The organism is Desulfitobacterium elongatum (genome assembly GCF_055378975.1).
The window spans coordinates 455,973-481,474 of record NZ_AP038772.1 but is presented as its reverse complement, the minus strand read 5'-3'; the positions used below and the strand labels follow the sequence as shown (position 1 = coordinate 481,474).

The window sequence follows — 25,502 nt, the reverse complement described above, 5'->3', positions numbered from 1 at the left end:
CACAAAGCAATTGTTTATGGCAAAAGCTCTTCTTCAGGAACCGCCCGTAAGTCCTTCGCGGGGAAGCCTTTGACGACGCGTTTTTCGGTAGTGTCCTTAGTGACTAAGGCGCCGGCTGCAACGAAGGTTTCGGGGGCTACTTTGACGCCGGGGAGGAGAATCGATGCTCCTCCGACTCGGGCTCCTCTGCCGATGGTTGCTCCTTTGATGGACTTGAAGCGTTTTTCTGTGCGACCCATGTAGTTATCATTTGTGGTGGTAACCATAGGGGCGATGAAGACGCGCTCTTCGATTTCCATGTAAGCTGTTATATAGGATCCGGTCTGGATCTTGGTGAAGGCGCCGATTCGGGTGTCGTTTTCGACAGCTGCACCGCTTCCGATGACGACATTCTGTCCAATCGCGCAGCGTTCGCGAACTAAGGCACCGTCTCCGAGAAAGACTTTCTCCCCATAAGATGTTCCTGCGTAAAGAACGACTGAACAACCTATGGTAAAGCCATTCCCCATCTTCAGTGGGGGTAGGTCTGCTTGGGCTTTGACTGTACTGGTCGCGGCAGCTTTGGGGAAACGTCCGATTGATGAGCTGCTTCCGATGAATCCATCCTCTCCAAGTTCTGCTTGGAGATAGACGGAGGTGTGTTCGCCAATGCGAGTGCGGTTCCCGATTTTAGCTCCGGTGCCTATGCTCGCATGAGCAGAAAGTTGGCATTCTTCGCCGAGAGAAGCTCCTGCGGAGATCGTTACGTGATGTCCGAGGGTCGAACCTGCTCCAATTGTTGCGCCTTCTTCGAGGACGCAGCCTACGCCTAGTGTAACGTTTTCGCCAAGGGTGACGTTCTCGCCGATTACGCAGAAAGGTGCAAGGGTTACACTTGATGGAACGGTCGCTGTAGGGGCTATTATAGTATGTGCATTTTCAGTCGTCATTAGCTTGTCCTCATTTCTCCACGAGTGGGAACACAACAGGCTGCTTGGTCTCCTGGCACTTATAAATAGCCAAAATTATTTCAAGGGCTTTACGTCCTTCTTCTCCTGGGATGGCAGGGCTTCTGTCCTGACGAATAGCTTCGATCATGTCGCTGATAACTTCGCGATGCCCAAATCCATAGACGTCCGGGGGATCATTTTCCTGACTGGCAAAGATTTGTTTCTTCTCTTCTTCGCTAGCAGGAAACTCCCAGTTCTCGATTCGGTTGACGGCGATGCCACCGATGATAACAGAACCGGTTTCTCCAAAGACATTCAGAGTTTCTTCGATGTTTTTGGGGTAGATCGTGGATGCGGCCTCGATGATGCCGAGAGCTCCACTTTTGAATTTAATGACGGCTGTTCCGATGTCTTCCATCTCAATTTTGCGCATTGCTGTGCGTGTATATCCAAAAACAGACTCGACAGGTCCGAAAGTCCACTGTAAGAGGTCGATATTATGGATAGACTGGTTCATAAGTACGCCGCCGTCTTGGAGTTTCGTTCCCCGCCAAGGAGCTTGGGCGTAATAATTATCGTCGCGATTCCAGCGGACGGTTGCTTGTCCATGAGTGAGATTGCCAAAACGGCCTTCTTCTAGCGCTTTGTGCATGAGCTTCACAGATTTGTTGAAACGATTTTGGTGGATGACGGCCAGCTTAACTCCGGCTTCCTTACAGGTACGTATGAGTTCGTCCGCACTTTCTAGAGTCATAGCCATTGGCTTTTCCACCATGACATGTTTGCCGGCTTTCGCGGCAGCGATTCCGATCGGAGCATGCAAATTCGATTCTGTCGCAATCGTCACGACATCGAGATCTTCGTTGGCAAGCATTTCTTCATAAGAGGTATAGGGTTTTGCACCATATTTATCCGCAAACGCCTGAGCTTTTTCAGGAACTATATCGCATACTGCAACGAGTTCTGCTTCTTCAAGGGCGACGATGGATTCTGCATGTTTTGGAGCAATTCGCCCACATCCAATGACTGCAAATCTCATTTTCTTTTCCATTTTTTCACTCTCCATATTTATCCATAGTCTTACATCGTTCAAAGGGGAATCTAATCGATTCCCCTAAAATATCTTTTTTTAGTTTTTGATCAGATTTTAATGATCTTCTCACGGTTGTGCTCAACGTCTTTGGTCGCATTCCGGGTATCGACGACAAGAGTCGCATGATCAACAACGCGTTGATAATCAACCGCACTATGATCCGTGAGGATCAAGATGCAATCAGCGGCGGCTAAGGTCTCATCCGTGAGTTCTGTACTCTCTAAATGAATCGTGCTGCCACCATGGGGCTCGATAACTGAGATATACGGATCGTGATAGGAGATATCAGCTCCGTTCTTACGGAGAAGCTCCATAATCTTAAGTGCTGGAGATTCGCGGACATCGTCGATGTCTTTCTTATAAGCAACTCCGAGTACGAAAATCTTAGCATCCTTTAAGCTCTTGTTCTCATCGTTGAGAGCTCGGATGATTTTATTAATAACATGATAAGAAACTTCAACATTGATTTCCCCAGCAAGCTCAATGAAGCGAGTATGGAAATCATACTCACGTGCTTTCCATGTGAGATAGAAGGGGTCAATCGGGATGCAGTGTCCGCCGACGCCAGGACCTGGCCAGAAGGTTTGGATACCAAACGGTTTGGTTCCAGCAGCTTCTACGACTTCCCAGATATCGATACCCATGCGGTCACAAAGAAGCATGAGTTCATTAACGAGGGCAATGTTTACGGCACGATAGGTATTCTCAAAAACCTTCGTCAACTCTGCAGCTGCCGGAGAGGAAACTGGTACAACGTTAACAATCGTTTGGGCATAGAAAGTATATGCCACTTCGAGACAAACTGGAGTCATTCCTCCGACTACCTTTGAGGTGTTGTGGGTGCTGAAACGTTTATTCCCTGGATCAACACGCTCTGGTGAGAAGGCCAAGAAGAAGTCCTTACCTACTTTAAGTCCCTTTTTCTCAAGTAACGGAAGGATAACTTCCTCCGTAGTTCCCGGATAGGTTGTACTTTCCAAAGTAACAAGTTGACCAGGTCTTAGGTACTTTGCAATCTGCTCAGTGGAGGATTCGATATAGGAGATATCTGGGTCACGAGTGACGGTCAGGGGTGTTGGTACGCAGATAACGACGACATCGCACTCTGGAAGGCGATCAAAGTCTGTCGTGGCTGTTAGGGTTCCCTTTTGCGTAAGCTCTTGGAGCTCTTCATTCTTGACATCTCCGATATAGTTATCTCCGGCGTTGACACGTCCGACACGCGCAGCGTTAATATCAAAACCAATAACCTTAAACCCAACTTTTCCCTTCTCTACCGCTAAGGGGAGACCCACATAACCGAGTCCGATCACACCGACGGTTGCAGAATGAGCCAAAATCTTTTCTTTTAGAGTCTTAGCGAGAACATCTTCGCTGGTAATTACTTCTTTCATACGCAACATGGAATTTTTCCCCCTTATTGATTAGCAACCGCTTTGGGCGTTTGCTTTCTAAACGTAGGTACAACGGTTTGCAAGTGTTGAATAACTTCTTCTCGAGTAAGATAAGAACCTCGCTCCCGAATGAGATGAATGAGCTCCTCAAGCTGCTGAGTATTGATATCATTAGGCTTAGCGACAAAAATGCGTTTATGCTTTGTCGCCGAGGTTCCCTCTTCCGCTGTCAGGAGTTCTTCATAAAGTTTCTCACCGGGTCGCATTCCTGTAAACTTAATCTTAATATCAACTTCAGGCTCAAAGCCAGAAAGTCGAATTAAATCTCGGGCTAGGTCCACGATTTTGACGGGTTGACCCATATCGAGAATAAAGATTTCTCCGCCTTCGGCCATCGAGCCCGCTTGGATAACGAGCTGAGAGGCTTCCGGAATCGTCATGAAGAAGCGAACCATCTCCGGGTGTGTGACCGTGACCGGTCCACCCTTAGCGATCTGCTTCTTAAAGGTCGGAATAACACTTCCTCGACTACCGAGAACATTCCCGAACCGTACCGCTACAAACTTTGTATCGGAACGCTTGTCCAAACTTTGGATGACCATTTCGGCAGCCCGTTTCGTCGTTCCCATGACACTCGTCGGATTAACCGCTTTGTCGGTAGAAATTAGAACAAAGGTTTTGACTTTCGAGGCATCGGCCGCTTCTGCAAGATTGCTTGTTCCCATGATATTGTTTTTCATGGCTTCTTCAGGATTTTTCTCCATCAGTGGAACATGTTTATGTGCCGCTGCGTGAAAGACGACTCCTGGTTTGTAGCGTTGGAAAACAATCTGAACTTTATCCCGATCTTTCACATCAAGAATCTCTGTCGCGACATCCAGTCCCGGGTTGTCTGCGCGAAGTTCTTGCTCGATATCAAAAATACTATTCTCTCCATGCCCAACGATGACAAGCTTTGCTGGATTGAACCTTACAACCTGGCGGCAAAGCTCAGAGCCGATCGAGCCTCCACCCCCAGTGACGAGGACGGTTTCTCCGGTAAGATATCCTGCGACATCTTCGAGGTCGACTTTTACGGGTTCGCGCCCTAATAAATCTTCCACTTGGACTTGGCGGATTTCCTTCGTATCGACTTCTCCGCTCATGACATCAAAAACGCCCGGCATAATTTTTAATTCGACACCGGTTTTTTCACAGATTTGAACGATTTCACGAATGACATCTCCGGAAGCCGAGGGCATCGCGATAATGATCTCATCAATATTATGGTTTTTAACGACTCGCGGAATATCTTTGCGCGTACCTAGCACGGGGATTCCCATGAGTTGAAGTCTCTGCTTTTTCGCAGCATCATCAATATAACCTACAGGACGGCCCTCTCGATAATTTTTATTTTTAAGTTCTCGAGCTGCCATAACACCTGCATCGCCTGCACCAATAATCAAGACTTGATTCTGCGAACCGGGTACATGCGGCGTAAATACGTTTTCTTGAAGAATCCTCCACATGAAACGTGAGCCGCCAATCAAAAAAACGGTTGTAAACCAGAGCAAGGCGGAAACAGAATGTGGAAAACGCATCGGGGCTAGGAAATAAACGACTGCGACCGTGCCCGCCGTACCTACTGTGGCTGCGAAGACGATCGATAAAAGCTCTCCAGTGCTGGCATACTGCCATAACTTCTTATAAAGTCCAAAGACGTAGAAAACCGCCAAATAGATTACCGTGGCGGTCCATGCCGAGTGAGTAAGAGTCCAGATATATTCCTCTGGAATCGTTCCTTCGAATCGAATATAAAAACTTAAAAACGCTGCGAGATTCACGAGCACAGCGTCGATTGCCATAAGTAACAGAGTTCTTTTACGCCATAGCATGGTTTTATAATCCCTTCCTTAAAACGCTTAAGGGAATGGATGAAATCCCTTTAATTTCGTAGTTTTAAATCATCGTTCATCAGTTTACTATAGTTTCTTCAGTTTTACAACAAGGCATACACTTTTGTGCATACGGATATAAAGGCTTATTGGGTTGGGAATTCCTCAAATGGGGGTGTAGGGGCAGATCGCTAGGAATTCTGGGGTTATTCGCGTGAATTTAGTTGCTTTGAAGTGAAGTCTTCAGGATTTTACTTTACACCGTTTGCTCCGTAAGCTGCGTGGACCGATCTAATCGCTTAAGTTCTCCGCTCCATCGGGTCCACCTTCGCCGTTAAGTTATCTTTGTAGTAGGCGGCTTGGGCGAAACCCTCTACTGGAGGCTTTCGTGGCCAAATCGGCTCCCGATGGCACTGCTATCGCACTTGTTGCCTCTTGGCCGGTTGGAAACGTCCATGTTTCCAACCCGACTCCGCTGCGAACTTTTCGCGAAGATTGGTAGCCGCTCGCTTAGAAGCCGTTTTCTTCTGTAAAGCAAAATCCCTGGGTGGTTTCTCAGGCTTGACTTTTAGACAGCAAGTCCTTAAGCTCTTGCTCACGCTCGTCTGAGATGGCTCCGTCTCCCCCAAAGATATACGGCTGGGCTGTGGAATTCCAGGGGTGCTGATCGATTGCGGTCTTTAGGTTCGGATATTCTTCAAGGGAGCACTTGGGGAGAAGTATGACGGTAGACTTAAGACGGGCTGCTAGAGCAGCTCCTGCTAAGGCGTCGGGAAAATCCTCTCCTGTGGCAAAGCTTAATCCCTGGCTTTCTCCTGCGAAGGCTTTTGCGACGGCGGCCATGGTGTCATAGCGCGAAGCGCCGAATATACGGATAAGGCTTGAGGAGGAAAGGTTTAACTGAGCTTGGAGATTCGCCTGAACCGAGGGGGAAATTGCTCCTTCTCCGCCAATTAAGTACACTTTCTTCGGTTTCAGATCCTTGAGTGCTTTAAGGGTTTCTTCTGGTAAGGCTTTGGGCTCAGTGAGTAGAATAGGCATCTGCTTTGCTCCGGCTATCGAAGCGATGCTTAAGGCGTCTGGAAAGTCTTCACCTGTGGCAATGGCGACGGCCTCTACTGGATCTGATAGGCTTGAGACCAGTCCTGTTTGAGATACAGAAGAGATACGACTTGTTGGGCGAGCCGTTTCTAGTGCAATGCTCGCTGCAGTCTCATACCGATTGACACCGCTTAGACGAACTTGCTGGACGGTTCCCCACCCTAATTCTGTAAGCTTTGTTGTTATCTTAGTGCCAAGTGCCCCTTCTCCGCCAAGCAAGTATACTTTTTCTGGCTTTAACGTCTTTAGTGCATTTTGTACTCGGGCATCCAGTTCGTTACTGGGTGTAAGGAGTACGGGGGCTCCGAGCTTTGCCGCGAGTGGGACGCCTGATAAAGCATCCGGGAAATTATCTGCACGAGCAAGCACAACCGCAGGGGCACCATTGGACCAACCTTTTAAGGCTTGCTGAATGGCGGTATCAATCCGATCGCTTCCAGCGAGTCTTATAAATTCCAGCTCTTTAGGAGGTTGAGTAGGCTGTTCTGGATTACCGTAATGGATAGGTTGAGGAGTTGCCCAGACAACCGTCTTTGACGGTATCCCTTCCTTTGGCAATAAGGATGCTGGGATCTTCGTAATTTGGACAGGCAATATATAACGCGCTAAGAACCCATCTGGGTTGGCGCAAAGATTGATGACTTTATCCTGATAGGCAAGCACGGGCTGAGTAGCTTGTGAATTCGCTTCTAAAACATTCGGATTATTTCTGTCTGACCAGATATTATATGCCCAGAGGGCGAAATACCAGTTCTCGAGCTTGTTGCGATCTCCATCCCCGATCCTCGGTGTGAAGTTCCACTTCTCATTGAGAAGGTCTGCCCCCATCCTGATATTAAAATCAATGTCTGTCTTGAGCTTTTCAATCGTTTCTTTGTCATCATCTTTATAGGTTGCTACTTGCATAATCCCAATTGCAGGATGGGTTACGTTTGCTCCCAAAATCGGATTACCTTGGCTGTCGAATTGGCGCCAGGTACTCTCTTTAAAAGCAAGGACTTTGAGAAGGATGCTTGGGATATTTTTTTCCTTGGCAATCGCTTCAAACTTCAGATTTATTTCATCCAGTGAAGGATTCTTTAGAATCGTTGTGTTCGTTGGATTTGTTTGATTCGCTGGATCGGATACGGTTTGTGTCGTAGCTTTAAGTAAAGCGGGTTCCATTAGAATTTGAGTCGTCAGAAGTGTACAGAGCATGACACTCACCAAAGCATGTCTACGAACCACAGCATCTCCCCCTAATTAGTGTCGAATATAACATAGTTCAACACTTTCCTCGGAGTTTCCTGCCGAAAAAGATTAGCAATTTGTGTATATATGAAAAAACATGCCCTTGCTCGTTTTAAGGAACAAAGGCATGTTAATGAAATTCCGTTCTAATCATTTTACAATACGAACATGAGCCGTTTCTAATTGTAATCTGTCTACTTTCTTCTCAAGCCGATCTAGAGATTCAAAAATTCGGTTATTTATTTCATTTTGAGCTTCACGAGCATCAAACAAGGCACGAATTTGAACATTCGTTTCGTTTTCTAACGTAGTTCTAATCTGAGTTACCTGAGCACTTAACTCTCCTTGTCCTTCAGTTAACTTTGCCACTTGAGTCCATAACTTTTCTTGACCTCTTGAAAACTCATCTTGACGTCTTGATAACTCTTCTTGGCCCCTTGAAAACTCATCTTGACGTCTTGATAACTCTTCTTGGCCCCTTGAAAACTCATCTTGACGTCTTGATAACTCTTCTTGGCCTTTAGTAAGTTTTTCTAAACCTATTGTTAATCTTTCTTGACCTTCAACCAATTGGTTTAAAACGCTCAATATTTTTTCTTCCAACCCTTTTCCTCCTCTCCTTAAACATTAATTTCCCCGCTCAATCTATAGTCACGTCCATTTTATCAGATTCATTGAAGGAATGAAATAACAAAGAGGCACCCATTCCAATATTAGGAATGAATGCCTCCTTGAAATAATCCTTAATACTTCTTATTGAATCGGTGTCTCCCCAGTTATTAACCAGCGTGTGTTGTCCTTAATCAAATTTACGCGAACCTTAACTTGATGCTCTGTCTTATTACCGACGGGTGTTTGATCACCAATATTGTAGTCTTGAGCTACATAGTGATAGGCTGCAGTTAGGGTCGCTGCTGTCGCTGTGGCTGACTCCACTATGACCTGATCGAAGCGGATACCGCTGACTTCTATCCCCACGCCTTGAGCAATAAAGCCCTCTGCTTGCCGTGCATGTTTTTCGTACAAATCCCCTGTATAGGCCTTATTAAGCTTGGCGCGGAAACTCACCATTTCAGGGGATTTCCAAGCTTCAAAAAAGAATCCAATATCTTGCTTATAGTCTGTAACGACTTTTTGGGTGATTTCTGCCGATACTCCATTACTTTGTGTGTTCGGTAGAGTTACTGAATTCGGCTGAGTCGCTCCAGGAGTAATTAAATCTCCTTCACCAGAGGCCGAGCCTGGATAACTCTCTGAATCCAATCCCGAGGTTCCGAGAGCTGGATTTGTCCCGAGTGAATTCGGGTCATTTGAACCCAGTAGATTCCCTTCTGGTGTCTGCACATTCGAGCCTGAAGTATTCAAAGCATCCGGACTTTGAGGGTCAGAATCTTGCATGGTCCCTGTTACGGATTGGGAATCCTTATTTCCCAAAAAACTCACAAGGCGCGAATCCCCATTCACTGGGGTGATCGCTAAAGCATATCCCACCATTCCAATAACCAAACCTATCCCAAGAGCTATTGAACCAACTAGCCAGTTCATCTTACGCATAAACAAAAAATCTCCTTTACCGGTTTATATTCTCCCGATGGCTAAGCGCCACTACACTGTTCCAGCCAAAGCGGGAATAAGTGGCGCTAAGCCCCTGGGTAACTCAACTAAACTTCAGATACCTAAAGTAAGTTTCGTTTATATCTTGACCAGGTAAAAGAGATTTTAGACACAAGCTTAAAATGTTTTTACGACTTCATTACCTTCCTGTAAAGCAAGTAAGAATACCCCATAGGCAAAACAGTCAAGGCGAGAATGACTACAATAAACAAGGGAGAGGTCCAAGCTTTAGGAAGGAATCCGATGAGAAAAAGTACAATTCCTCCGACGATCCAGATTGGGCCGGCAAAGCGATGGGTCTTATACCACACCTCTTCACTTGCTAAGGTCCAAGGGGTGCGGATTCCTAAAGTATAGTTAAACTTAATCTTCCCAAAGTAATTCCCTAAGATGACAAAGAGAAGACCAATACCAGAGAAGGTCCAGCGCGGTAGAGTCTCTAGATAGCCTAAGGCGACACCCAGGGTTCCCCAGTAGAGTATGGACATAAATAAAATAATCGTTGCACCAATAATCCAGAAGACTCTACCCATCTGGGTGTAATTCGCCTTCTTGGGGTCGATTTTTGGGAGAACCCAGAAAAGAAGATAGATTCCTATAAGGGTTAGTGGTAATAAGAAAGCCCCTACAAAAGGTCCTGAATAACCATTGACTTCGCCCGCAGTATTCCAATGGGAGGGTACTCTTTCCGGTAAGTGTGGATATGCCCATATTCCAAGCAAGAGATTGATGAGGACAAGGATACCAGAAAAGACTTTGAAAACCATCCCTTGACTTTTATTTTTGTTTTCCATATGCATCCCCCTTAGCTTTCTTAGTACCTATGGTATCTTTGCTAGTTTTATCTAAGGCTTCAGGTTTACCATCACGTACTAAGTCATTGTCTTCTTCAGAATTCTCTTCTGGTTTATTGCCCTTAAACGCGAGAAACCAACCCATAATCTCCTCAAACACAGACGTGTTTAATGAATAGTAGATATTCTGACCTTGTCTTCGGTCACTGATCAGATCAGCCTGCTTCAGTAAGTTAAGATGATGTGAGATGCTCGGTTTTGTCATATCAAAATGATCGGCAATCTCCCCAGCAGTCAAGTCCCCTTCATGCAAAAACTTAAGGATTTGACGCCTCGTCTTATCCGAGAGGGCTTTAAAGGTTTCATTGAGTGGTGACATAAACAACCCCCTTAATCCTTAGATAATTAGACAACTATCTAAATGTATTATTAACTTTATTATAGCAATTCTCCATATAGTGTCAACTGAAAAAATCACTTTTTTATAGATATTTTCTTGACATTTTCTAGGAATTTTAAGGTATTCCATTGACATTTTTTAAAAAAATCCAGTAAGATTTTCTTAAAAAATAAGCTTTAAGACAAAAAGAAAAAGACCTGTCCCCTCGGGCAGATCTTTCTTCACTTACGCACGCAATTTTATTCAATTTCTTACCTGAAGCGAATCTACTTCACCGCTTCAACCTCTCTTGTTCATTAAGCTTCCTCCGACTTTAAGCGCTTAAAGTGGTCTAAGCTTCATTTGGAAAAACCTCTGTTTTTCCTTCGTCCCTATGGCATTCCTTTCTGTAGAAATGCAGCCTTCTCTTTACGCCGGCTGAAGCGCACTTGCGTTATCCTTCTTATCGATTCAGATCTCATCTGAATTCCTAACCCCTAAGGGGCCATTCTTAGCACGTTACCGCGTACCACAAGAAATCCGCTATATTCAATTGTATTCCAATTTCCAGACATCTATCTGAAGTGTACTGACTTAAAATGCTTGGACGGGTCTCCTGCCCCTGCGGTATCAAACTCAAACTTTCGTGGTGAATCAGCCGCGATTCCTGTCGTTAGCCTTGCTCTTTCTCAGCTATATTGCCTTCCTACAGTACTTTTAAAAAGAAGAGTTCTTTACCGCTTAGTGGCAAAGGGAGTTGCACCGTAGATCTTCGCACTTGCATCATTACGCATCAGATGCGCATCCAAATCATGGATTTCCTGGTGGAATTGCTCGATACGAACTTTATCCTTCGCATCAAACGCGTCTATTCCACGATTCAACAGCACTTCGATATAGCTGCTGAGTCCCGAGGCCTTATTGGCTCCGGCTTCGCTCTTTAATCGTTGATCCCACAGAGACTTGTGGAAGACAATGTACTTTTTAATGTCCTGTTCGTTCATCTGTGGCCCACCATTTGGTCCATATAAATATCCATCCACATACTGATGAATATTCCAGGCGGCCCCGTAAACGAGATTCTTAGCGTCTTGGCTCAACCCACTCTCGCCAAAAAATCCTGCGACAGATGGTGCCAAACTGATGTCTTTCGTGTCGGGCTCTTTATATTTCTTTGGCCCTGAGACATCTCCCTGTGGAGCGACGTTAATTCCTGGCGGATTCGTCACCGTTGCAGCCGGACTTACCCCTGATGTGGCTTGCCCAGGTGGACTACCTGTAGTGCCAGGGATTTGGGTGCCAGAGCCTTCAACCGGTGGTGTCTGAATAACGATTGGGTCTTTGTCAGCGACTGCCTTATTCATAAAAACCTTCCAGGCACTCGGTCCATAAATCCCACCGACTACGACCGCACCGGCCAAAACAAGGGTTCCTGCCAGAGTAAGGACTTTCTTTTGGTCGAACTCCATGAATCTCCCTCCTTCAAAAATGGAATATAGTTCTTTAATATATTACCAATTTCTAGGAGGAAAACGTGTCGCTTTTCCTGAATAGCTTGACCCATTTTCCGCTCTCAGCTTGTCCGATTTGTCATGGGGTCACTTAAGGCTACAGGTATTCGCGAAAAAAGAACAGCAAACCTCATTGCGGATTTGTATAAAATTCTAACTTACTTAAATTTATTATTTTGATAGACCTGAAGAGAAGAAAAAAAGCCAAGTTTCCTCAGCTTTTTTCTCATTTTGATTTATGAATTCTCGTGTTATTTTGGAAGGGCTCAGCGACTGAGCCGCGTTTTGAGATCCTCACCGAGCACTCCCGGTCCGCCTAAAATGACTTGCTTCAAAGCGGGGGTAGCATCTACATACTGCTTTGCCATGAGCCATTCCTGAGGACTAATCAGAAGAATGGGCGCATTCTGCTTTGCTGCAAGCACACTTCCGGCTAAGGCATCCGGGAAGTTCTCTCCATATGCAAAGAAGGTGCTATCTCCAGTTAGGTTAAAATGCCTCGCAATATTGATTGAAGTCTCATATCGGCTCGCTCCACCGATCCGAATCATTTGCTGGTCTCCTAATCCTGTTAGGCTTTGAACACGCGAACGAATTGCCGGAGAGACAGCCCCTTCTCCTCCAGCGATATAGACTTTGGAGGGAGATATTTTCAGGATCATCTTTTCCGCTTCATCAGGTAGTAGTGAGTCAGTCAGGATAATCGGATACCCTTTCGCAGCTGCGATGCTTGAGATACTCAGCGCATCGGCAAATCCATTCCCCGAAGCAATTACAATCGGAGTTCCCTTGGGTACTGCGAGTTCCTCATTGACGGCTTGATTCGTTGCATAACGGCTTGTTCCCCAGAGGCGTTTAATTTGATCTTCCCGATATCCCATTCCCTTAAAAGCTTTGATAAAACTCTCATCGACTGCACCTGGTCCTCCAAGGATTGTTAGACTACCACTTTTACTTAAGTGGTTCTGAATATAACTCAGGGTTTCCCTACTATCCTCTGGGCTTGACCCGACAAGGAGAATCGGGGCACTTCGTTTCATGGCGAGTACGCTTCCACTTAAAGCATCCGGGAAATTCAGACCGGACGCCAGCACGACCTGGTCCACTGTCCCAGAATGAAACTCTTCTGCGATTTTTACAGCTGTTTCATAACGATTTACCCCAGACAACCGATCACTGATATAACTTTTTCCACTGGGTTGAAGGATGATTTTCTCGGCCTCAGGCAAGGGGGTATTTTGATACAGGCCCGAGGGCTCTTGACCCAAAGCTTGCCACTCTCTAAAGGTAATGTTGTCCGATACTGTAAAAGCCACTCGATCATTACTCTTATAATAGCGATTATTATCAAAGGTATTCTGAAGAGAGGGCTGGTCTGAAATGGCGACACTGTATTTTACAGTATAGGAACCAAAGGCATTATCGTGGAAGGCATTTCCCGTAGCTTTTTCCAGAAGATAGACATCACTATCCAGATTACCATAGAAGATGTTACCCTCGACACTATTACTTGTCGCATGAGAACCGAGCACTAAGCCCCACTGGAGGTTACTATGCAGAACATTGTTCGTCAGTGTACAATAACTTCCCCCATTAGGCTCCCCATTCATCTGGATAGCCGCTCCAGCGTTATTGTGAATCGTGTTTGAATCAAAGGTCCAATGATGAGCTCCATATCCGATGTAGATTCCATGATCCTTCTGCGTTTTCTGATCTAAGCCTATGTTATAGATCTCTGAATTCCTCACTGTGACATAGCTCGTATCCTGATAGCCCATGATTCCCTCAGTTCCCGAGGTGCTTCCTACAGGTCCATCTAAATCATAGATAGTTAAGCGGTTTAAGTCGAAATGGTGACACTTGTCCTTGATATAAATTCCTGCTCCCATGTAACGGGTGAACTCGATTCCTTCGATGCGCCAATACGAGCAGTTGTTAAAGATAAAGCCAAGGTCAAGGGAATCCTTGCCGTCTAGTACAACTTTTTCTCCTGGATAGCTTTTCACCGTGAACCAAGCATCTGCCGATCCATTCTTATTGTATAGATCAATAAGCTCATTATATCGACCCTCTCGGAGAATTAGCGTATCTCCTGGTTTCATGATTCCGGTCGCATATTTAATCGTTTGAAACGGGCTTTCTAAGGTACCTAGCCCTGCCATTCCCCTATCCTGTCCATCGGGAGAGACATAGTAGGTTTGCCCTGTCGCCGCTTGTACTCCTAGAGGAATACTGGTGATGACCAAACCTAAAACAAGTGCAAACATTAAAATTAAGGATGAAATCTTCTTTGTTCTTTGCTGGAAATCTAATTTAAATCCCTGTTTCATTAAGGCCCTCCTATTTCCATATATTCTAAGTTTAATTTTTCATCGCACCCCATTGCCGTCAGAATACTCTTCTGAATAAGCCCAGATTTAGGGAACGGTCCTGACCGTTCCGAACAATCCGAAAAACCTCAAAGGCCCCATAGAGTTTATTCTTTTTCTTCACCTGAATTCCTGCTGATTCGATTCATTTCTGTATTATTAAACAAAAAAGCCGAGTTTCCTCGGCTCTAGTGTCTATATACTCTTTGTGCGGACTAGTTGTTTCCGTTCTTTACTAATTCGGTTAAGTAACTCAATAAATCGGCGGACAGATCTTCTCGGCGTAAGGCATATTCGATCGTGGCTTGAACGAATCCGAGTTTGTCTCCTACATCATAACGTCGTCCTTCAAATTCATAAGCGAGAATCTCTTGAAGCTTAGCAAGTTCACGCAGGCCATCTGTAAGCTGGATTTCTCCGCCTTTGCCTGGTGGAAGGGTCTCTAGGATATCGAAGATTACAGGATTGAGAATGTATCGCCCCATAATTGCGAGTCGGGTGCTTGGGGCATCCTCGGGTTGTGGCTTCTCGACTAAGTCGTGAGCACGATATAAACGCTCATCAAATTCGATCCCATCGACAATTCCATACTTTGAGGTGTCTTCAATCGGAACCTGCTGCACCCCAACGATACTCGCACCATGCCGCTCATAATGATTCATCATCTGCCTGAGACACGGCACCTCGGAGTGGATAACATCATCTCCCAAAAGCACAGCAAAGGGTTCATCCCCGATGAATTTGCGAGCACAATAAATGGCATGCCCTAAACCGAGGGCTTCCTTTTGGCGGACATAATAAATATCCACGAGGCGGGCGATGTCTTGGACCATATCAAGGAGGTCTTCCTTGGCACTCTTCATTAAAAACGTTTCTAATTCGATAGAGCGGTCAAAGTGATCTTCAATCGCTCGTTTGTTGCGCCCAGTGACAATGATAATATCTTCGATTCCGGAGTTTACTGCTTCCTCGACGATATACTGAATCGTCGGCTTATCCACGATAGGAAGCATTTCCTTCGGCTGAGCCTTGGTCGCCGGCAAAAATCGTGTTCCCAATCCGGCAGCGGGGATAATTGCTTTTCTAATTTTTCTCATACTCATATCTCTACTCCTTGTAACGCGGATGTTCTAATTATACCTTATTTTCCATAATCCTAGTAGATTTCCTTCCGCTTCATCCATAAAATTCCACCGGGAAGGGTGCATTTTCAGGCCTTCCTCACAAATACTATCACTGAAAACCTTTTCTTGCACGTCTCATGAGTAATCTTCATTTTTTAAAGATATGTAATAGGAGATAACCTTATGAATAGCGATATTATTTCCTTTCGTATTAATCGCATACTTCGCTTTTTCATCTATGGGTTTATTGGCTTAACCCTCGAGGTGACTTATACTGGGCTTGCTGCTTTGATTCGGGGAGATTGGAGCATGCCAGGCTTTACCTTTCTTGTGATGCTCCCTATATACGGTCTGGCCGTCTTTCTTGAACCGGTTCACGAAAAAATAAGACCTCTTCCCTGGTGGGAAAGAGGTCTCATCTATCTTTTTATCATCTGGGGAATCGAGTATACAAGCGGATTCCTCCTGCAGACTTTGCTGGGGAAATGCCCTTGGAACTATACGGATCCACTGAATATTCAGGGGTTTATCACCCTGAGAATGGCACCTGAGTGGTTCTTCGCTGGCTTAGGATTTGAATTTCTACATAATGTACTCAACCGCACGGAAGAGTTGTTAATTCTTAAATAATCATTGAGGAATAAGCATTGAGGCAAGATGTGTCGCCCTGGTGCCGTCAAGTTATAGCTTGAAATGCTCCATTTGCACGTGGAGCTTTTGAGCGAGTTGATCGAGAGTATCTGAAGAAGCATAGAGCTCTTCTACCGAAGCGTTTTGTTCTTCCGCCGCTGCAGCTGTGCTCTGGGTTCCAGCAGTAGTCGCCTGAGCAGTTTTTACGACTTTTTTAATAGCGATTTGCATCTCCATCCCATCCGTTTGTACTTGACGTACAGATTTTTCTATTTCTTGAGCGAGCTCCGCACTCTCTTCCACTGAGGTAAGAATCGAGCCAAACTGGGTAGAGATTTCACGCAGATAGGTACTTCCTTGGTTGACGCTTTGTACACTTGAATTCATTTCACGATGTGCATCTGAGGAAGCTCCCTGCATTTCCTGGACCCGTTGTGAGATATCGACGAGGCTAAGTTGAACCTGCTCAGCGAGTTTTCGCACCTCTTCTGCGACAACGGCAAATCCTCGGCCGTTCTCGCCGGCACGTGCCGCTTCAATCGCTGCGTTAAGGGCTAGCAGATTGGTCTGCTGAGCAATCTGATCGATAAGTTGAACCGTTTGAGCAATTTCCGAGGACTTTACATCCACGTTTTGAATGACCTGACTAAGGTTGGTTACGCGATGTTCAATATCTCCCATTTGCTTGACTACGATCTCTAAGGATGAGCTTCCTTCTCGGGCTAGACCAGCCGAACGTTGGGATGCTTTATTCACCTTTTCCGCTTGTAGTTGTGTTCGATTCATTTCTTCTATGACACGCGTCATTCTCTGATCATTTTCCGTCATTTCACGAACTTGTTCTTCCGAATCTGCAGCGATCTCACTTGCAGAGGTAGCCACTTGCTCTGCTGCTCGTGCGGATTGTTCTGCTCCGCTTCGCATTTCCTGTGAGGTCTGGGCAAGTTGGGCTGCCATATCACGAACTCCTTGGATGGTCTCGCGCAAGGATACCACCATGTTCCCGAAGGCGTTTTGAAGTTGTATTCCTTCTCGGTTCCAGGCCCTCCAGGAGGACTTTTTCTTGCTTTCAATAACTCCAGCCGCTATTTCACCTGCATCTTGTACAAGATTTTTCATCATTTTGGTGAGTGCCAGACTAAGCAGGGCTCCAATGATAATACTCACCACGACTGCCAAAACGGAGATAATAATCGAGACCTGTGAAGCCTTCTTGAAAATCCCCTGAGTTTCTACTGTGCTATGCCTATCTACAAGTTCAAGCTTAGCTTCCACCATTTGATCCAAAATTCCAAGGGCAGCTTGATTCAAAGCTCCTGCCTTATCAAACATATTCGCTACGGCGAGTTCATGCTCTCCATTGAGAGCGTAACTCACTGTGACGCTTGCTGAGGCTACATAATTGGCCCAGGCTCCCTTGAAGCCCTGCCAGGCCTCGTCTTCCTCAGCCGATCGAGGGATACTTTCGTACTTCAACATTAGCTCAGAGATGTTTTTTTCTTCATCCTTAATCTTTGAAACGTACTTCTGCTGCTCTTCAGGAGTACGAGCGGAGACGAGTAATATTACATTCCCCCGATAGGTCAAGGAATGCATACGAATATCGGCTAACGTGTTCATCGGAACAACGTCATCAGTGTAAACCTCTATGGATTGAGCATTCATTTGATACATTCCATAGATCCCAACTCCTCCGACCGCACCGGCTGCCAAAGCGATGAAAATCATAATAACTGTGACTTGAATCCCTAGACGAAATCGTTCTTGTCTCACGCGACCACTCCATTCTCTTTGTCCCAATCGCTTCTGGCGAGGTTCTTTTAACGTGTTATTGTATCTCTGCATTTTCTACAAAAAAAGTAAATTTCCTTCACGTTTTTCGTCTCATTAGAAATATTTTCCTCGGGATCCAAAATATCTTCACAAATCTTAGTAAACATCGCACAAATTCTTTGATTGCACTAAGATAAGGATAAAGAAAGAAGCGATAGAAAAAGAGCGTAAAGATATGATATGCTCCCCTTCCAGTAACAGATTTTAATCTCTCTACCTTACGGGGAGCATATCATTTATTCCCTAACGTTCTTTCCTTGGATTCTATTCAATTGACTCTAAAACTTATTTTTCTTTTGCTTGGGTCGCTTTTTCTAATACTTCATCCACCAGGCCATACTCTTTTGCTTCCTCTGCGGTCATGTAGCGATCCCGATCTGTGTCTGCTTCGAGACGTTCGAAGGTTTGCCCGGTACGCTCAGCTAAGATACGGTTCATGCGCTCTCTGACCTGGAGCAAATGCTTGGCATGAATCTCGATTTCCGTGGCCTGACCTGAAAGGCCATGCCCACCAATTAAAGGTTGGTGAATAAGGATTTCTGCATTCGGTAAAGCGGTCCGTTTTCCTTTGGTTCCGGCAGCGAGAAGGAAGGCTCCCATACTTGCCGCTAAGCCGACACAGATGGTGTGGACATCTGGACGGATATATTGCATGGTGTCATAGATAGCCATGCCCGCTGAAATCGATCCTCCTGGGCTATTAATATATAAGAAAATGTCTTTCTCGGGATCTTCTGCTTCCAAGAAAAGCATCTGTGCGACAATCAAATTCGCGACATCATCATCGACTGGTCCACCTAAGAAAATGATCCGGTCTTTTAATAGCCGTGAATAAATGTCGTAAGAACGCTCCCCGCGATTTGTTTGTTCGATAACCATTGGTACTAAGTAACCCATTATGAAACCCCCTTGTATTTTAGTGTATTCTTTCCTTTTGTTTCTGTAATATCCTTTCCCGATACTGTTATTTTAGTACAAAGGTCAGTTAAGGTCAAATAATAAATAACGACAAATGTGAAATTGATAAAGATTTTTAATGGAATATTAAAGGAATTTGCTGTTTTTCAGAGAAGTATATTAATTCCAATATAAGTTCCTGTACTATTCTTAAGGATACTGGGGGCTTTTTATGCGTTTGGTGCTTAGACCTGTTCAAACCATTTTTTCATCTGAGATACCAGTCATCCGCGATTATTTTGATGAAAAAGGAGTACTGCTCCTTTCCAAAGGTCAAAATCCTCGCTCCTTGGCTGACACACTTAATTCACGACAGGTTTATACCCTCCATTATGAATTAACGGAGAACCTAGACCCCGTTTCTTCTTACGATATCTGCCCTAAGGATTTAGTGGTTTCGGAACGAATCTGCCCCTGGATTCAAAGGATCTATGTCCAAGCCGAACTTATTGAAGCCGGTCTTTTTTCCAGTGGAATTCTTTATGTCAATCGATTAATCCAAGAGCTCGAGGAACATCCTCTGATTGCAGCCGATTTTGAGGCACTTCGGAGCTATGATAAATACACTTATATGCATTCAATCAATGTATCCCTTCTCTCTTATGCTATAGGAACGGTCATGAAATACACGGATGAGAAGTTAAGACATTTGGTCATAGGTGCATTGCTGCACGATATCGGGAAACTCACAGTTCCCGTCTCCATTATTAACAAGCCCATGGCACTGAGTGATGAAGAGTACCACATCATACAAACTCATCCAACACGTGGAGTACAACGAAGCTCTGACTTTTTCTTACCACGCAGTGTGCTTACAGCAATCTTAGAACATCATGAACGCTGGAACGGGAGTGGTTATCCGAATGGCCTATGCAAAAATGCTATCCATCCGTATTCCCAGATCGTGGCTGTCGCGGATGTCTTCGATGCTTTAATCACAGATCGTCCGTACCGTCCTGGTATTCCACCTTACCATGCCATCGAAATGCTTCTCAAGGGGTCTGGAACGAACTTCTCCCCGGATGTAATCACTGCTTTCCTTGATATGATTCAGATCTATCCTGAGAATTCTCTCGTCACGTTAAATAGTGGCGAATCCGGAATCGTCATCAAGTATTCTCTGCCCCACCCTACCCGCCCAATCATTCGCATCCTTTACGACTCAAACGGAAAACCTGTAGATAGTGAACAGATCATCGATTTGAATCAGGACCCACAGCACTATATTGATGTGGTGCGCTATGCTTGGGTAAGTTAGATAATTTTTCTAAATAAAAAAAATTTCATCTGTGAAAATAGGCCTTTTTTCTTTGTGAGAAAAGGTTTATTCTTTTATGTAGGTTATTGTCATAAAATGATATTAGGTAGTCATTTTATTTTTTCATGGAAGGGGAAATCAGATGAAGAGAGCCTTCTTACTCATGGGGATAATTATCCTGCTTCTATCTCTCGAAGCGGGTGCAAGCACAAAAACAACTGTTCTTGCCAACGACAAAAAAGAGGACCCTAAAGAATTTAGATTTCCTTACGCTGATCCGAAGAGTTCTCCACTCCATGACTCAAAAGACACTTCTTCTGCTGAAAAGAAAGAGGTTTCTCCTCAGCCCCTTAATCCACAGTTTACAGTAGGGCTATTTGATAATGCTCTTAAACCCTTAACGACACCAACCTATGATAACTCAGGACAGGCCGTCCATCCGAGTGTCATCGATTTTAAAGTAGAATATAACGTCGAGAGTTGGCGGGGATACCGCTATTGGATGGCGATGACCCCTTATCCTGATGGATATGATCGCTTCGAGAATCCTAGTCTTCTAGCAAGCGCTGATGGGGTTAAATGGGTGGTCCCTCAAGGCTTAACGAAACCCATCGACATCCTTCCCGGACAGACCAATTTTAATTCTGACCCGGTGCTTGTTTATGACCCCGATGAAAAGGCTCTTCTCATCTATTGGCGTGAGACACTCAAGGGAGAATATGACCGGATATGGAGGATTAAATATCTGTCCAATGGGAAGTTGGAACCCAAGACCTTAGTTCTTGAGGAAGCTTGGGGAAAACAAAAAAACAACCTTGCCCTTTCTCCTTCAGTCTGGCGTAAAAGCGCTAAGGAATGGCATCTTTGGACAGTATCAGGCACAGGTGCTATTCAGCTTTATGATTCTACTGATGGGATTAAGTGGAGCAACCGCCGGGAAATTCAATCCGCTTGGAAAGAGTGGAACGGTGGATTTATTCCCTGGCACCTAGAGGTAAAACCTAACCTTCCGAAAGGAAAGCTTGATATTATCATTAGCGGATGGCCAAAAGGTCAAAAGCTGACGGATATGGTATTAGTCTATGCTGAAAGCCAAGTCAGTGACTTAACCAAAATGACGTTCCCCCTTGAGAAACCCCTGTTGGTCAGTGGGTTAGCTAATCAGTGGGATGACGATTTTATCTATAAATCCACCTTTGTTCGTGAAGATAAGGACGGACAATCCAAGTATCATATTTGGTATTCGGCTCGTTCGATAACTGGGAAATGGCATATGGGTTATACAAGTGGAACTTTTGGCCTATAGTTGATTGGCAAGCTCTGGCTTAAGTGATCTCCGACCCGCTTTGCACATATATGAATTCTACGATTCGATTTGCTATGTCAGCTGTTAATTCCATGTCTTTTCAACTCCCTTTAATGTTGAAAGCGGAAATAGAAAACGGAAAACAAGCTGTAACTATGTATTTGAAGCTTTGAACGAGTGGATAATGCAGAATGTAGCGGTGCAAACACTGTGTGTCTACACCGCTACATTCCATATTTCATGTAAGGGGAAAGCGATCTTTCATCGCTTTAATCTTACACGAGTCAGTAATAATGAAGCAATAGGACTTAGGTCCTCTTTAACGAGCTGCTTCTTTAACGCTCTTTTTGCCTGCCTTATACGATTCAGCAAGAAGTTGAACGGTATGCACGACATCTTCCTTCAGACCCGCATTCTCAACGCCGCTGGCAAGCTGAAGCCTGCACGCCGGGCAACCGGTAACTACGGTATCTGTATGCGTTTGCGCGATGTCAGCGATCTTCTTATTGGAGATTTTTTCAGAGAGGTCAGGATGCACAATACTGAAGGATCCAGCCATTCCACAGCAGCGGCCAGGTTCTTTCATTTCGATGAATTCAAGGTCAGGGATGGAATTCAGAATCTCACGGGGTTCCTTATTTACCCCTTGACCACGGTTTAAGTGACAGGGGTCGTGATAGGTTACTTTCCGTTTGACGGGTCCCAAACCTTCTTTTTTGAAGGGAACTTTATGAATGAGGAACTCCGAGATATCATAGGTTTTGGCAGCCCATTTATCAGCCAGAGCCTTCATCTCCGGTTCGTCATCGAGAAGTTGAGGGAATACATGCTTCCAAGCTTCTCCGCAGGAAGAGCAGTTGGAAACGACCGCATCTGCGCCGAGCTTTTCGAAGGCCAGGAGGTTACGACGAGCCATGAACTTTGACGACTCGACATCACCGTTCACAGAGGCAGGAATACCACAGCACCCTTGGTCCTTCGGAACGACGACTTCACAGTTATTTTCTTTCAAGACTTCTACGACAGCTCTACCCATATCGGTATAGAAATAGTTGGTCATACAGCCGATATAGAAGGCCACACGCATTTTCGGGTGTTCAACCTTGGTGACTTCCGGAAGTTCATCCTTTAAGGGACGCTTTGCGAGATTAGGGAATACCTTTTCTTTCCCAAGTCCGATGTCGATGCGGAGACGAGCCCCTTTATCGCTTCCTTGGATTCGTTTCATGGCAAGCCCTTGGAACACGCTTCCTGCCTTCATCCCAAAGTCAAAGAGGCGGTTAGCTTTAATAGTATTAAACGCGATCTTCTTGATCGGGTGTAAGCCTTTTCTACGTACGGCTTCTGCGCGAGCAGCCAGGATGATCTTGTCAAACTTCACGCCACACGGGCAAATCGCGTTACAGGCCATACAGGTGGTGCAAAGCGAGAAACGATCAGCCAGCCCTTCGGTTAATTCTGTTTCTCCAGCCATAAGAAGCTCGATCAAGCTGATTTTACCACGAGCTACTGCGACTTCTCTGCGTGTCTCTTTATAAATCGGACAAACCGCTTGGCAGTTTCCGCATTTCATACATTTATTAAGTTCTTCACGAACGGAGTCTAGTGAACTGTAAATGCTCACCTTAGTCCCTCCTCACCATTTTACCAGGATTTATGAGATAGTTTGGATCACAGGCTTCTTTGATGTCGCGGAGTAATCTAACTCCAGCTTCCCCGAACTCCAAGGGGAGATACTTAGCTTTGGCCATACCGATACCATGTTCGCCGGAAAGTGTCCCACCTAAAGAGATGGCTACATTAAAGATTTCGTCGACAGCTTTTTCTACGCGCTCCATTTCCTCATGATTATTCACATCGGTGAGAATCGTGGGGTGGAGGTTACCGTCTCCGGCATGTCCGAAGGTTCCAATTAAGAGATCATACTTCGTGGCAATTTCACGAATGGCTTTGATCATGTGTGGAATCTTACTCCGGGGCACGGTAGCATCTTCAAGCACGGTGGTTGGTCGGCGTTGTGCAAGTGCAGGAAGAGCATTCCGACGAGCAAACCAAATCATATCCCGTTCTTTATCATCTTTAGCGATATTGACTTCGACAGCACCTTGTTCCTTGAGAATTTTTTCAACAAGTGCTGCCTCACGTTCAACGACTTCGTTATAGCCGTCAACTTCGCAGAGAAGAATAGCTTCTGCATCCACAGGAAGACCTGCATGGGCAAAGTTTTCAACTGTACGAATCGTGACATTGTCCATGATTTCAAGGGTAGCCGGAATAACTTTGTTACGGATAATTGCAGAAATGGCGTTCCCTGCTTTATCGATATCATCAAATACACCGAGAAGACTTTTCTTGGCCTCTGGAGCTGGGATAAGCTTAACGAGAATCTCAGTAATGATCCCAAGTGTTCCTTCTGCGCCAGTGAAAAGAGCAGTTAAATCATAGCCTGAGACGTTTTTAACGGTTTTGCCGCCCCATTTGATGATGTCGCCGTTAGCGCGGACAAGCTTCATTCCCATGACGTAATGCTTGGTTACACCATATTTTAAACCGCGTAAGCCACCCGAGGACTCAGATACTGAACCACCCATGGTAGCGGTTGTTACCGTTCCTGGATCGGGGGGATAGAAAAGTCCATGTTCTACGGCTGCATTATTCAAGTCTTGGATAATGACACCAGGTTGTACTGTGGCAGTAAGATTATCATCGTCTACTTCAATAATCCTGTTCATATTGAGCATAGACATAACAATTCCATTTTGAAGGGGAATCGTTCCACCGCTCAGATTCGTTCCTGATCCACGAGGATAAATCGGGAGACTATATTTATTAGCGATCTTTACGACCTCGGCAACCTCTTCTGTGCTGTTCGGAGTAATCACAACATCGGGGAGCTCATGCTTCATCGCCGCAGTAGCGTCATAGGAGTAGGTAAGTAGGTCTTCTCTTTCTGTGATGACATTTTCCTGCCCTAGGACTTGGATGAGTTCTTTCAAAGCTTCCGCTTTTAACATAATATAAATCCTCCTTAAAAGATGGAAATAAGGATAGTGGTCTGACCATCCTATGATACGTTGTCTGTCGAACTATTTAAATTATACGATAATTCATCTGAATTTTCTACCTTTGGGAAAAAAAGAACTTTTAAAACTTTCTGAATCCTTGTGAAGAATGGAACTTTTTTAACTCGGTGCTGATCCCCTTAAAATTCACAGAATGGAGTGTGCTATAATGAAAGACGAGGTCCAATTTCTCCAATCTGCTAAGGAGTATGCTATAATTGGAATTCAACAAGTAATTATGCGACAATGACAAATCTTTATTGAACTGAGGGATTATCATGGATATACGCCCCATAAAAAATAAACGTACCACAGAGATTATTCTCGAGCAGATTAAGTCACTCATCATAAGCGGCCAGCTTACCACGGGTGATCGACTTCTCACAGAGCATGAGCTTACGGAACGTTTCCAAGTCTCGCGGACCTCAGTTCGAGAGGCATTAGCAGCACTAAGCTTGACCGGAATTCTCGAGATCCGTCAAGGAGGAGGAATTTTTGTTAAAGCCTCTCCTTCGAATGCAGTGATCGAACCTTTAAGCTTTATCCTTCTTTTAGAAAAAGGCAAACTCCAAAATATCTTGGAAGTACGGAAAGCACTTGAAGTAGAAGCCGTCGGGCTTGCCACGGAACGACGAGATGAGGCGGATTTAGCTTACATAAAAGATCTTATCGAGCAAATGGAGAAGGATTTGCCTGAGGCTCGGCGGAGTGAAGAACTTGATCTAAAATTCCATCTAGCCTTAGCGAAAGCAAGTAAGAATCCCCTGATTGATCGCTTGATGAATACGGTGCAGGAGACTATGGGGCAGACCTTACAAGTGACTCGGGCTCTATGGTTGTCGGCTACGGAAGGAACGACCCGCCGGCTTTTTGAAGAACATCGGAGTATCTATGAGATGATTCGTGAGCAAAATGCTGAGAAGGCTCGTGAGTTGACTTATGAGCATCTTCGCAAGGTGGAGCTTGAGCTGGGGAAATATAGTCAGACGGATGAGGATGACGAGTAAAATAATATGAGTAAAGGCGGGCTTTCCCAATCAATTT

20 protein-coding genes are annotated in these 25,502 nt (G+C 45.1%); 4 read left to right on the top strand and 16 right to left on the bottom strand.

From position 1 onward, the window contains the following. Positions 1-14: 14 nt before the first annotated feature. The 12 genes from ACZ42W_RS02145 to galU all read right to left on the bottom strand — a co-directional run bounded on the left by ACZ42W_RS02145 (position 15) and on the right by galU (position 15,391). A complete protein-coding gene (locus tag ACZ42W_RS02145) occupies positions 15-929 on the bottom strand; it encodes a DapH/DapD/GlmU-related protein (RefSeq protein WP_464168095.1) in 915 nt (304 codons plus the stop codon). A 10-nt stretch (positions 930-939) separates the two neighbouring features. Then, positions 940-1,980 carry a Gfo/Idh/MocA family protein gene (locus tag ACZ42W_RS02140; RefSeq protein WP_464168094.1) on the bottom strand — a complete coding sequence of 347 codons (1,041 nt, stop codon included), beginning with the start codon at positions 1,978-1,980 and terminating at the stop codon, positions 940-942. An 89-nt stretch (positions 1,981-2,069) separates the two neighbouring features. After that, positions 2,070-3,425, bottom strand: a complete 1,356-nt coding sequence (locus ACZ42W_RS02135) for a nucleotide sugar dehydrogenase (RefSeq protein WP_464168092.1) — start codon at positions 3,423-3,425, stop codon at positions 2,070-2,072. Between the two features lie 14 nt (positions 3,426-3,439). Continuing rightward, positions 3,440-5,290 carry a polysaccharide biosynthesis protein gene (locus ACZ42W_RS02130; RefSeq protein ID WP_464168090.1) on the bottom strand — a complete coding sequence of 617 codons (1,851 nt, stop codon included), beginning with the start codon at positions 5,288-5,290 and terminating at the stop codon, positions 3,440-3,442. A gap of 555 nt (positions 5,291-5,845) precedes the next feature. Then, complete coding sequence (locus ACZ42W_RS02125) at positions 5,846-7,618, bottom strand: cell wall-binding repeat-containing protein (protein WP_464168088.1); 1,773 nt, start codon at positions 7,616-7,618, stop codon at positions 5,846-5,848. A gap of 153 nt (positions 7,619-7,771) precedes the next feature. Further along, positions 7,772-8,224 carry a hypothetical protein gene (locus ACZ42W_RS02120; RefSeq protein ID WP_464168086.1) on the bottom strand — a complete coding sequence of 151 codons (453 nt, stop codon included), beginning with the start codon at positions 8,222-8,224 and terminating at the stop codon, positions 7,772-7,774. Between the two features lie 150 nt (positions 8,225-8,374). Beyond that, positions 8,375-9,175, bottom strand: coding sequence for a hypothetical protein (locus ACZ42W_RS02115; protein ID WP_464168084.1), 801 nt, complete (start codon positions 9,173-9,175; stop codon positions 8,375-8,377). A gap of 188 nt (positions 9,176-9,363) precedes the next feature. Continuing rightward, positions 9,364-10,029 (bottom strand): SdpI family protein, encoded by a 666-nt coding sequence (locus ACZ42W_RS02110; protein WP_464168082.1) that lies wholly within the window; start codon positions 10,027-10,029, stop codon positions 9,364-9,366. Then, positions 10,013-10,408: an autorepressor SdpR family transcription factor gene (locus tag ACZ42W_RS02105; protein WP_464168080.1), complete on the bottom strand. Its 396-nt coding sequence runs from the start codon at positions 10,406-10,408 to the stop codon at positions 10,013-10,015. Before ACZ42W_RS02105 ends, ACZ42W_RS02110 begins: the two co-directional genes overlap by 17 nt. Before the next feature lie 734 nt (positions 10,409-11,142). Then, the gene (locus tag ACZ42W_RS02100) at positions 11,143-11,877 is read right to left on the bottom strand and encodes a hypothetical protein (RefSeq protein WP_464168078.1); all 735 of its coding nucleotides are present in this window, start codon (positions 11,875-11,877) and stop codon (positions 11,143-11,145) included. Positions 11,878-12,185: 308 nt separating this feature from the next. Continuing rightward, positions 12,186-14,249 (bottom strand): cell wall-binding repeat-containing protein, encoded by a 2,064-nt coding sequence (locus ACZ42W_RS02095; RefSeq protein WP_464168076.1) that lies wholly within the window; start codon positions 14,247-14,249, stop codon positions 12,186-12,188. 254 nt (positions 14,250-14,503) lie between these two features. Further along, on the bottom strand, positions 14,504-15,391 hold the full coding sequence (galU, locus tag ACZ42W_RS02090) for a UTP--glucose-1-phosphate uridylyltransferase GalU (protein WP_464168074.1): 888 nt from the start codon (positions 15,389-15,391) through the stop codon (positions 14,504-14,506). 204 nt (positions 15,392-15,595) lie between these two features. On the opposite strand from galU, the gene ACZ42W_RS02085 reads away from it, so the two are divergent. Beyond that, the gene (locus tag ACZ42W_RS02085; RefSeq protein ID WP_464168072.1) at positions 15,596-16,042 is read left to right on the top strand and encodes a putative ABC transporter permease; all 447 of its coding nucleotides are present in this window, start codon (positions 15,596-15,598) and stop codon (positions 16,040-16,042) included. A gap of 51 nt (positions 16,043-16,093) precedes the next feature. On the opposite strand, the gene ACZ42W_RS02080 is transcribed toward ACZ42W_RS02085, so the two are convergent. Together ACZ42W_RS02080 and clpP are read right to left on the bottom strand one after the other, a co-directional pair. After that, complete coding sequence (locus ACZ42W_RS02080) at positions 16,094-17,815, bottom strand: methyl-accepting chemotaxis protein (protein WP_464168070.1); 1,722 nt, start codon at positions 17,813-17,815, stop codon at positions 16,094-16,096. Between the two features lie 345 nt (positions 17,816-18,160). Next, entirely contained in the window at positions 18,161-18,772 is a 612-nt protein-coding gene (clpP, locus tag ACZ42W_RS02075; RefSeq protein ID WP_464168068.1) for an ATP-dependent Clp endopeptidase proteolytic subunit ClpP, read from the bottom strand. Positions 18,773-19,004: 232 nt separating this feature from the next. On the opposite strand from clpP, the gene ACZ42W_RS02070 reads away from it, so the two are divergent. Both ACZ42W_RS02070 and ACZ42W_RS02065 read left to right on the top strand, forming a co-directional pair. Beyond that, complete coding sequence (locus ACZ42W_RS02070) at positions 19,005-20,090, top strand: HD-GYP domain-containing protein (RefSeq protein WP_464168066.1); 1,086 nt, start codon at positions 19,005-19,007, stop codon at positions 20,088-20,090. Between the two features lie 142 nt (positions 20,091-20,232). After that, a complete protein-coding gene (locus ACZ42W_RS02065) occupies positions 20,233-21,396 on the top strand; it encodes a hypothetical protein (RefSeq protein WP_464168064.1) in 1,164 nt (387 codons plus the stop codon). A gap of 319 nt (positions 21,397-21,715) precedes the next feature. Here ACZ42W_RS02065 and ACZ42W_RS02060 read toward each other — a convergent pair whose 3' ends face one another. Both ACZ42W_RS02060 and ACZ42W_RS02055 read right to left on the bottom strand, forming a co-directional pair. Further along, positions 21,716-23,020 (bottom strand): (Fe-S)-binding protein, encoded by a 1,305-nt coding sequence (locus ACZ42W_RS02060; RefSeq protein WP_464168062.1) that lies wholly within the window; start codon positions 23,018-23,020, stop codon positions 21,716-21,718. 1 nt (position 23,021) lies between these two features. Then, positions 23,022-24,410, bottom strand: coding sequence for an FAD-binding oxidoreductase (locus tag ACZ42W_RS02055; protein ID WP_464168061.1), 1,389 nt, complete (start codon positions 24,408-24,410; stop codon positions 23,022-23,024). Between the two features lie 326 nt (positions 24,411-24,736). Here ACZ42W_RS02055 and ACZ42W_RS02050 point away from each other — a divergent pair, with 326 nt between their 5' ends. Beyond that, the gene (locus ACZ42W_RS02050; protein ID WP_464168059.1) at positions 24,737-25,465 is read left to right on the top strand and encodes a FadR/GntR family transcriptional regulator; all 729 of its coding nucleotides are present in this window, start codon (positions 24,737-24,739) and stop codon (positions 25,463-25,465) included. Positions 25,466-25,502: the final 37 nt, after the last annotated feature.

What these genes read in the sequence shown, in the direction of transcription:
- ACZ42W_RS02145 (WP_464168095.1), bottom strand. Translation starts at nt 929, where the DNA reads ATGACGACTGAAAATGCACATACTATAATAGCCCCTACAGCGACCGTT.
- ACZ42W_RS02140 (WP_464168094.1), bottom strand. Translation starts at nt 1,980, where the DNA reads ATGGAAAAGAAAATGAGATTTGCAGTCATTGGATGTGGGCGAATTGCT.
- ACZ42W_RS02135 (WP_464168092.1), bottom strand. Translation starts at nt 3,425, where the DNA reads ATGTTGCGTATGAAAGAAGTAATTACCAGCGAAGATGTTCTCGCTAAG.
- ACZ42W_RS02130 (WP_464168090.1), bottom strand. Translation starts at nt 5,290, where the DNA reads ATGCTATGGCGTAAAAGAACTCTGTTACTTATGGCAATCGACGCTGTG.
- ACZ42W_RS02115 (WP_464168084.1), bottom strand. Translation starts at nt 9,175, where the DNA reads ATGCGTAAGATGAACTGGCTAGTTGGTTCAATAGCTCTTGGGATAGGT.
- ACZ42W_RS02110 (WP_464168082.1), bottom strand. Translation starts at nt 10,029, where the DNA reads ATGGAAAACAAAAATAAAAGTCAAGGGATGGTTTTCAAAGTCTTTTCT.
- ACZ42W_RS02105 (WP_464168080.1), bottom strand. Translation starts at nt 10,408, where the DNA reads ATGTCACCACTCAATGAAACCTTTAAAGCCCTCTCGGATAAGACGAGG.
- ACZ42W_RS02100 (WP_464168078.1), bottom strand. Translation starts at nt 11,877, where the DNA reads ATGGAGTTCGACCAAAAGAAAGTCCTTACTCTGGCAGGAACCCTTGTT.
- ACZ42W_RS02095 (WP_464168076.1), bottom strand. Translation starts at nt 14,249, where the DNA reads ATGAAACAGGGATTTAAATTAGATTTCCAGCAAAGAACAAAGAAGATT.
- galU (WP_464168074.1), bottom strand. Translation starts at nt 15,391, where the DNA reads ATGAGTATGAGAAAAATTAGAAAAGCAATTATCCCCGCTGCCGGATTG.
- ACZ42W_RS02085 (WP_464168072.1), top strand. Translation starts at nt 15,596, where the DNA reads ATGAATAGCGATATTATTTCCTTTCGTATTAATCGCATACTTCGCTTT.
- clpP (WP_464168068.1), bottom strand. Translation starts at nt 18,772, where the DNA reads ATGGGTTACTTAGTACCAATGGTTATCGAACAAACAAATCGCGGGGAG.
- ACZ42W_RS02070 (WP_464168066.1), top strand. Translation starts at nt 19,005, where the DNA reads ATGCGTTTGGTGCTTAGACCTGTTCAAACCATTTTTTCATCTGAGATA.
- ACZ42W_RS02065 (WP_464168064.1), top strand. Translation starts at nt 20,233, where the DNA reads ATGAAGAGAGCCTTCTTACTCATGGGGATAATTATCCTGCTTCTATCT.
- ACZ42W_RS02055 (WP_464168061.1), bottom strand. Translation starts at nt 24,410, where the DNA reads ATGTTAAAAGCGGAAGCTTTGAAAGAACTCATCCAAGTCCTAGGGCAG.
- ACZ42W_RS02050 (WP_464168059.1), top strand. Translation starts at nt 24,737, where the DNA reads ATGGATATACGCCCCATAAAAAATAAACGTACCACAGAGATTATTCTC.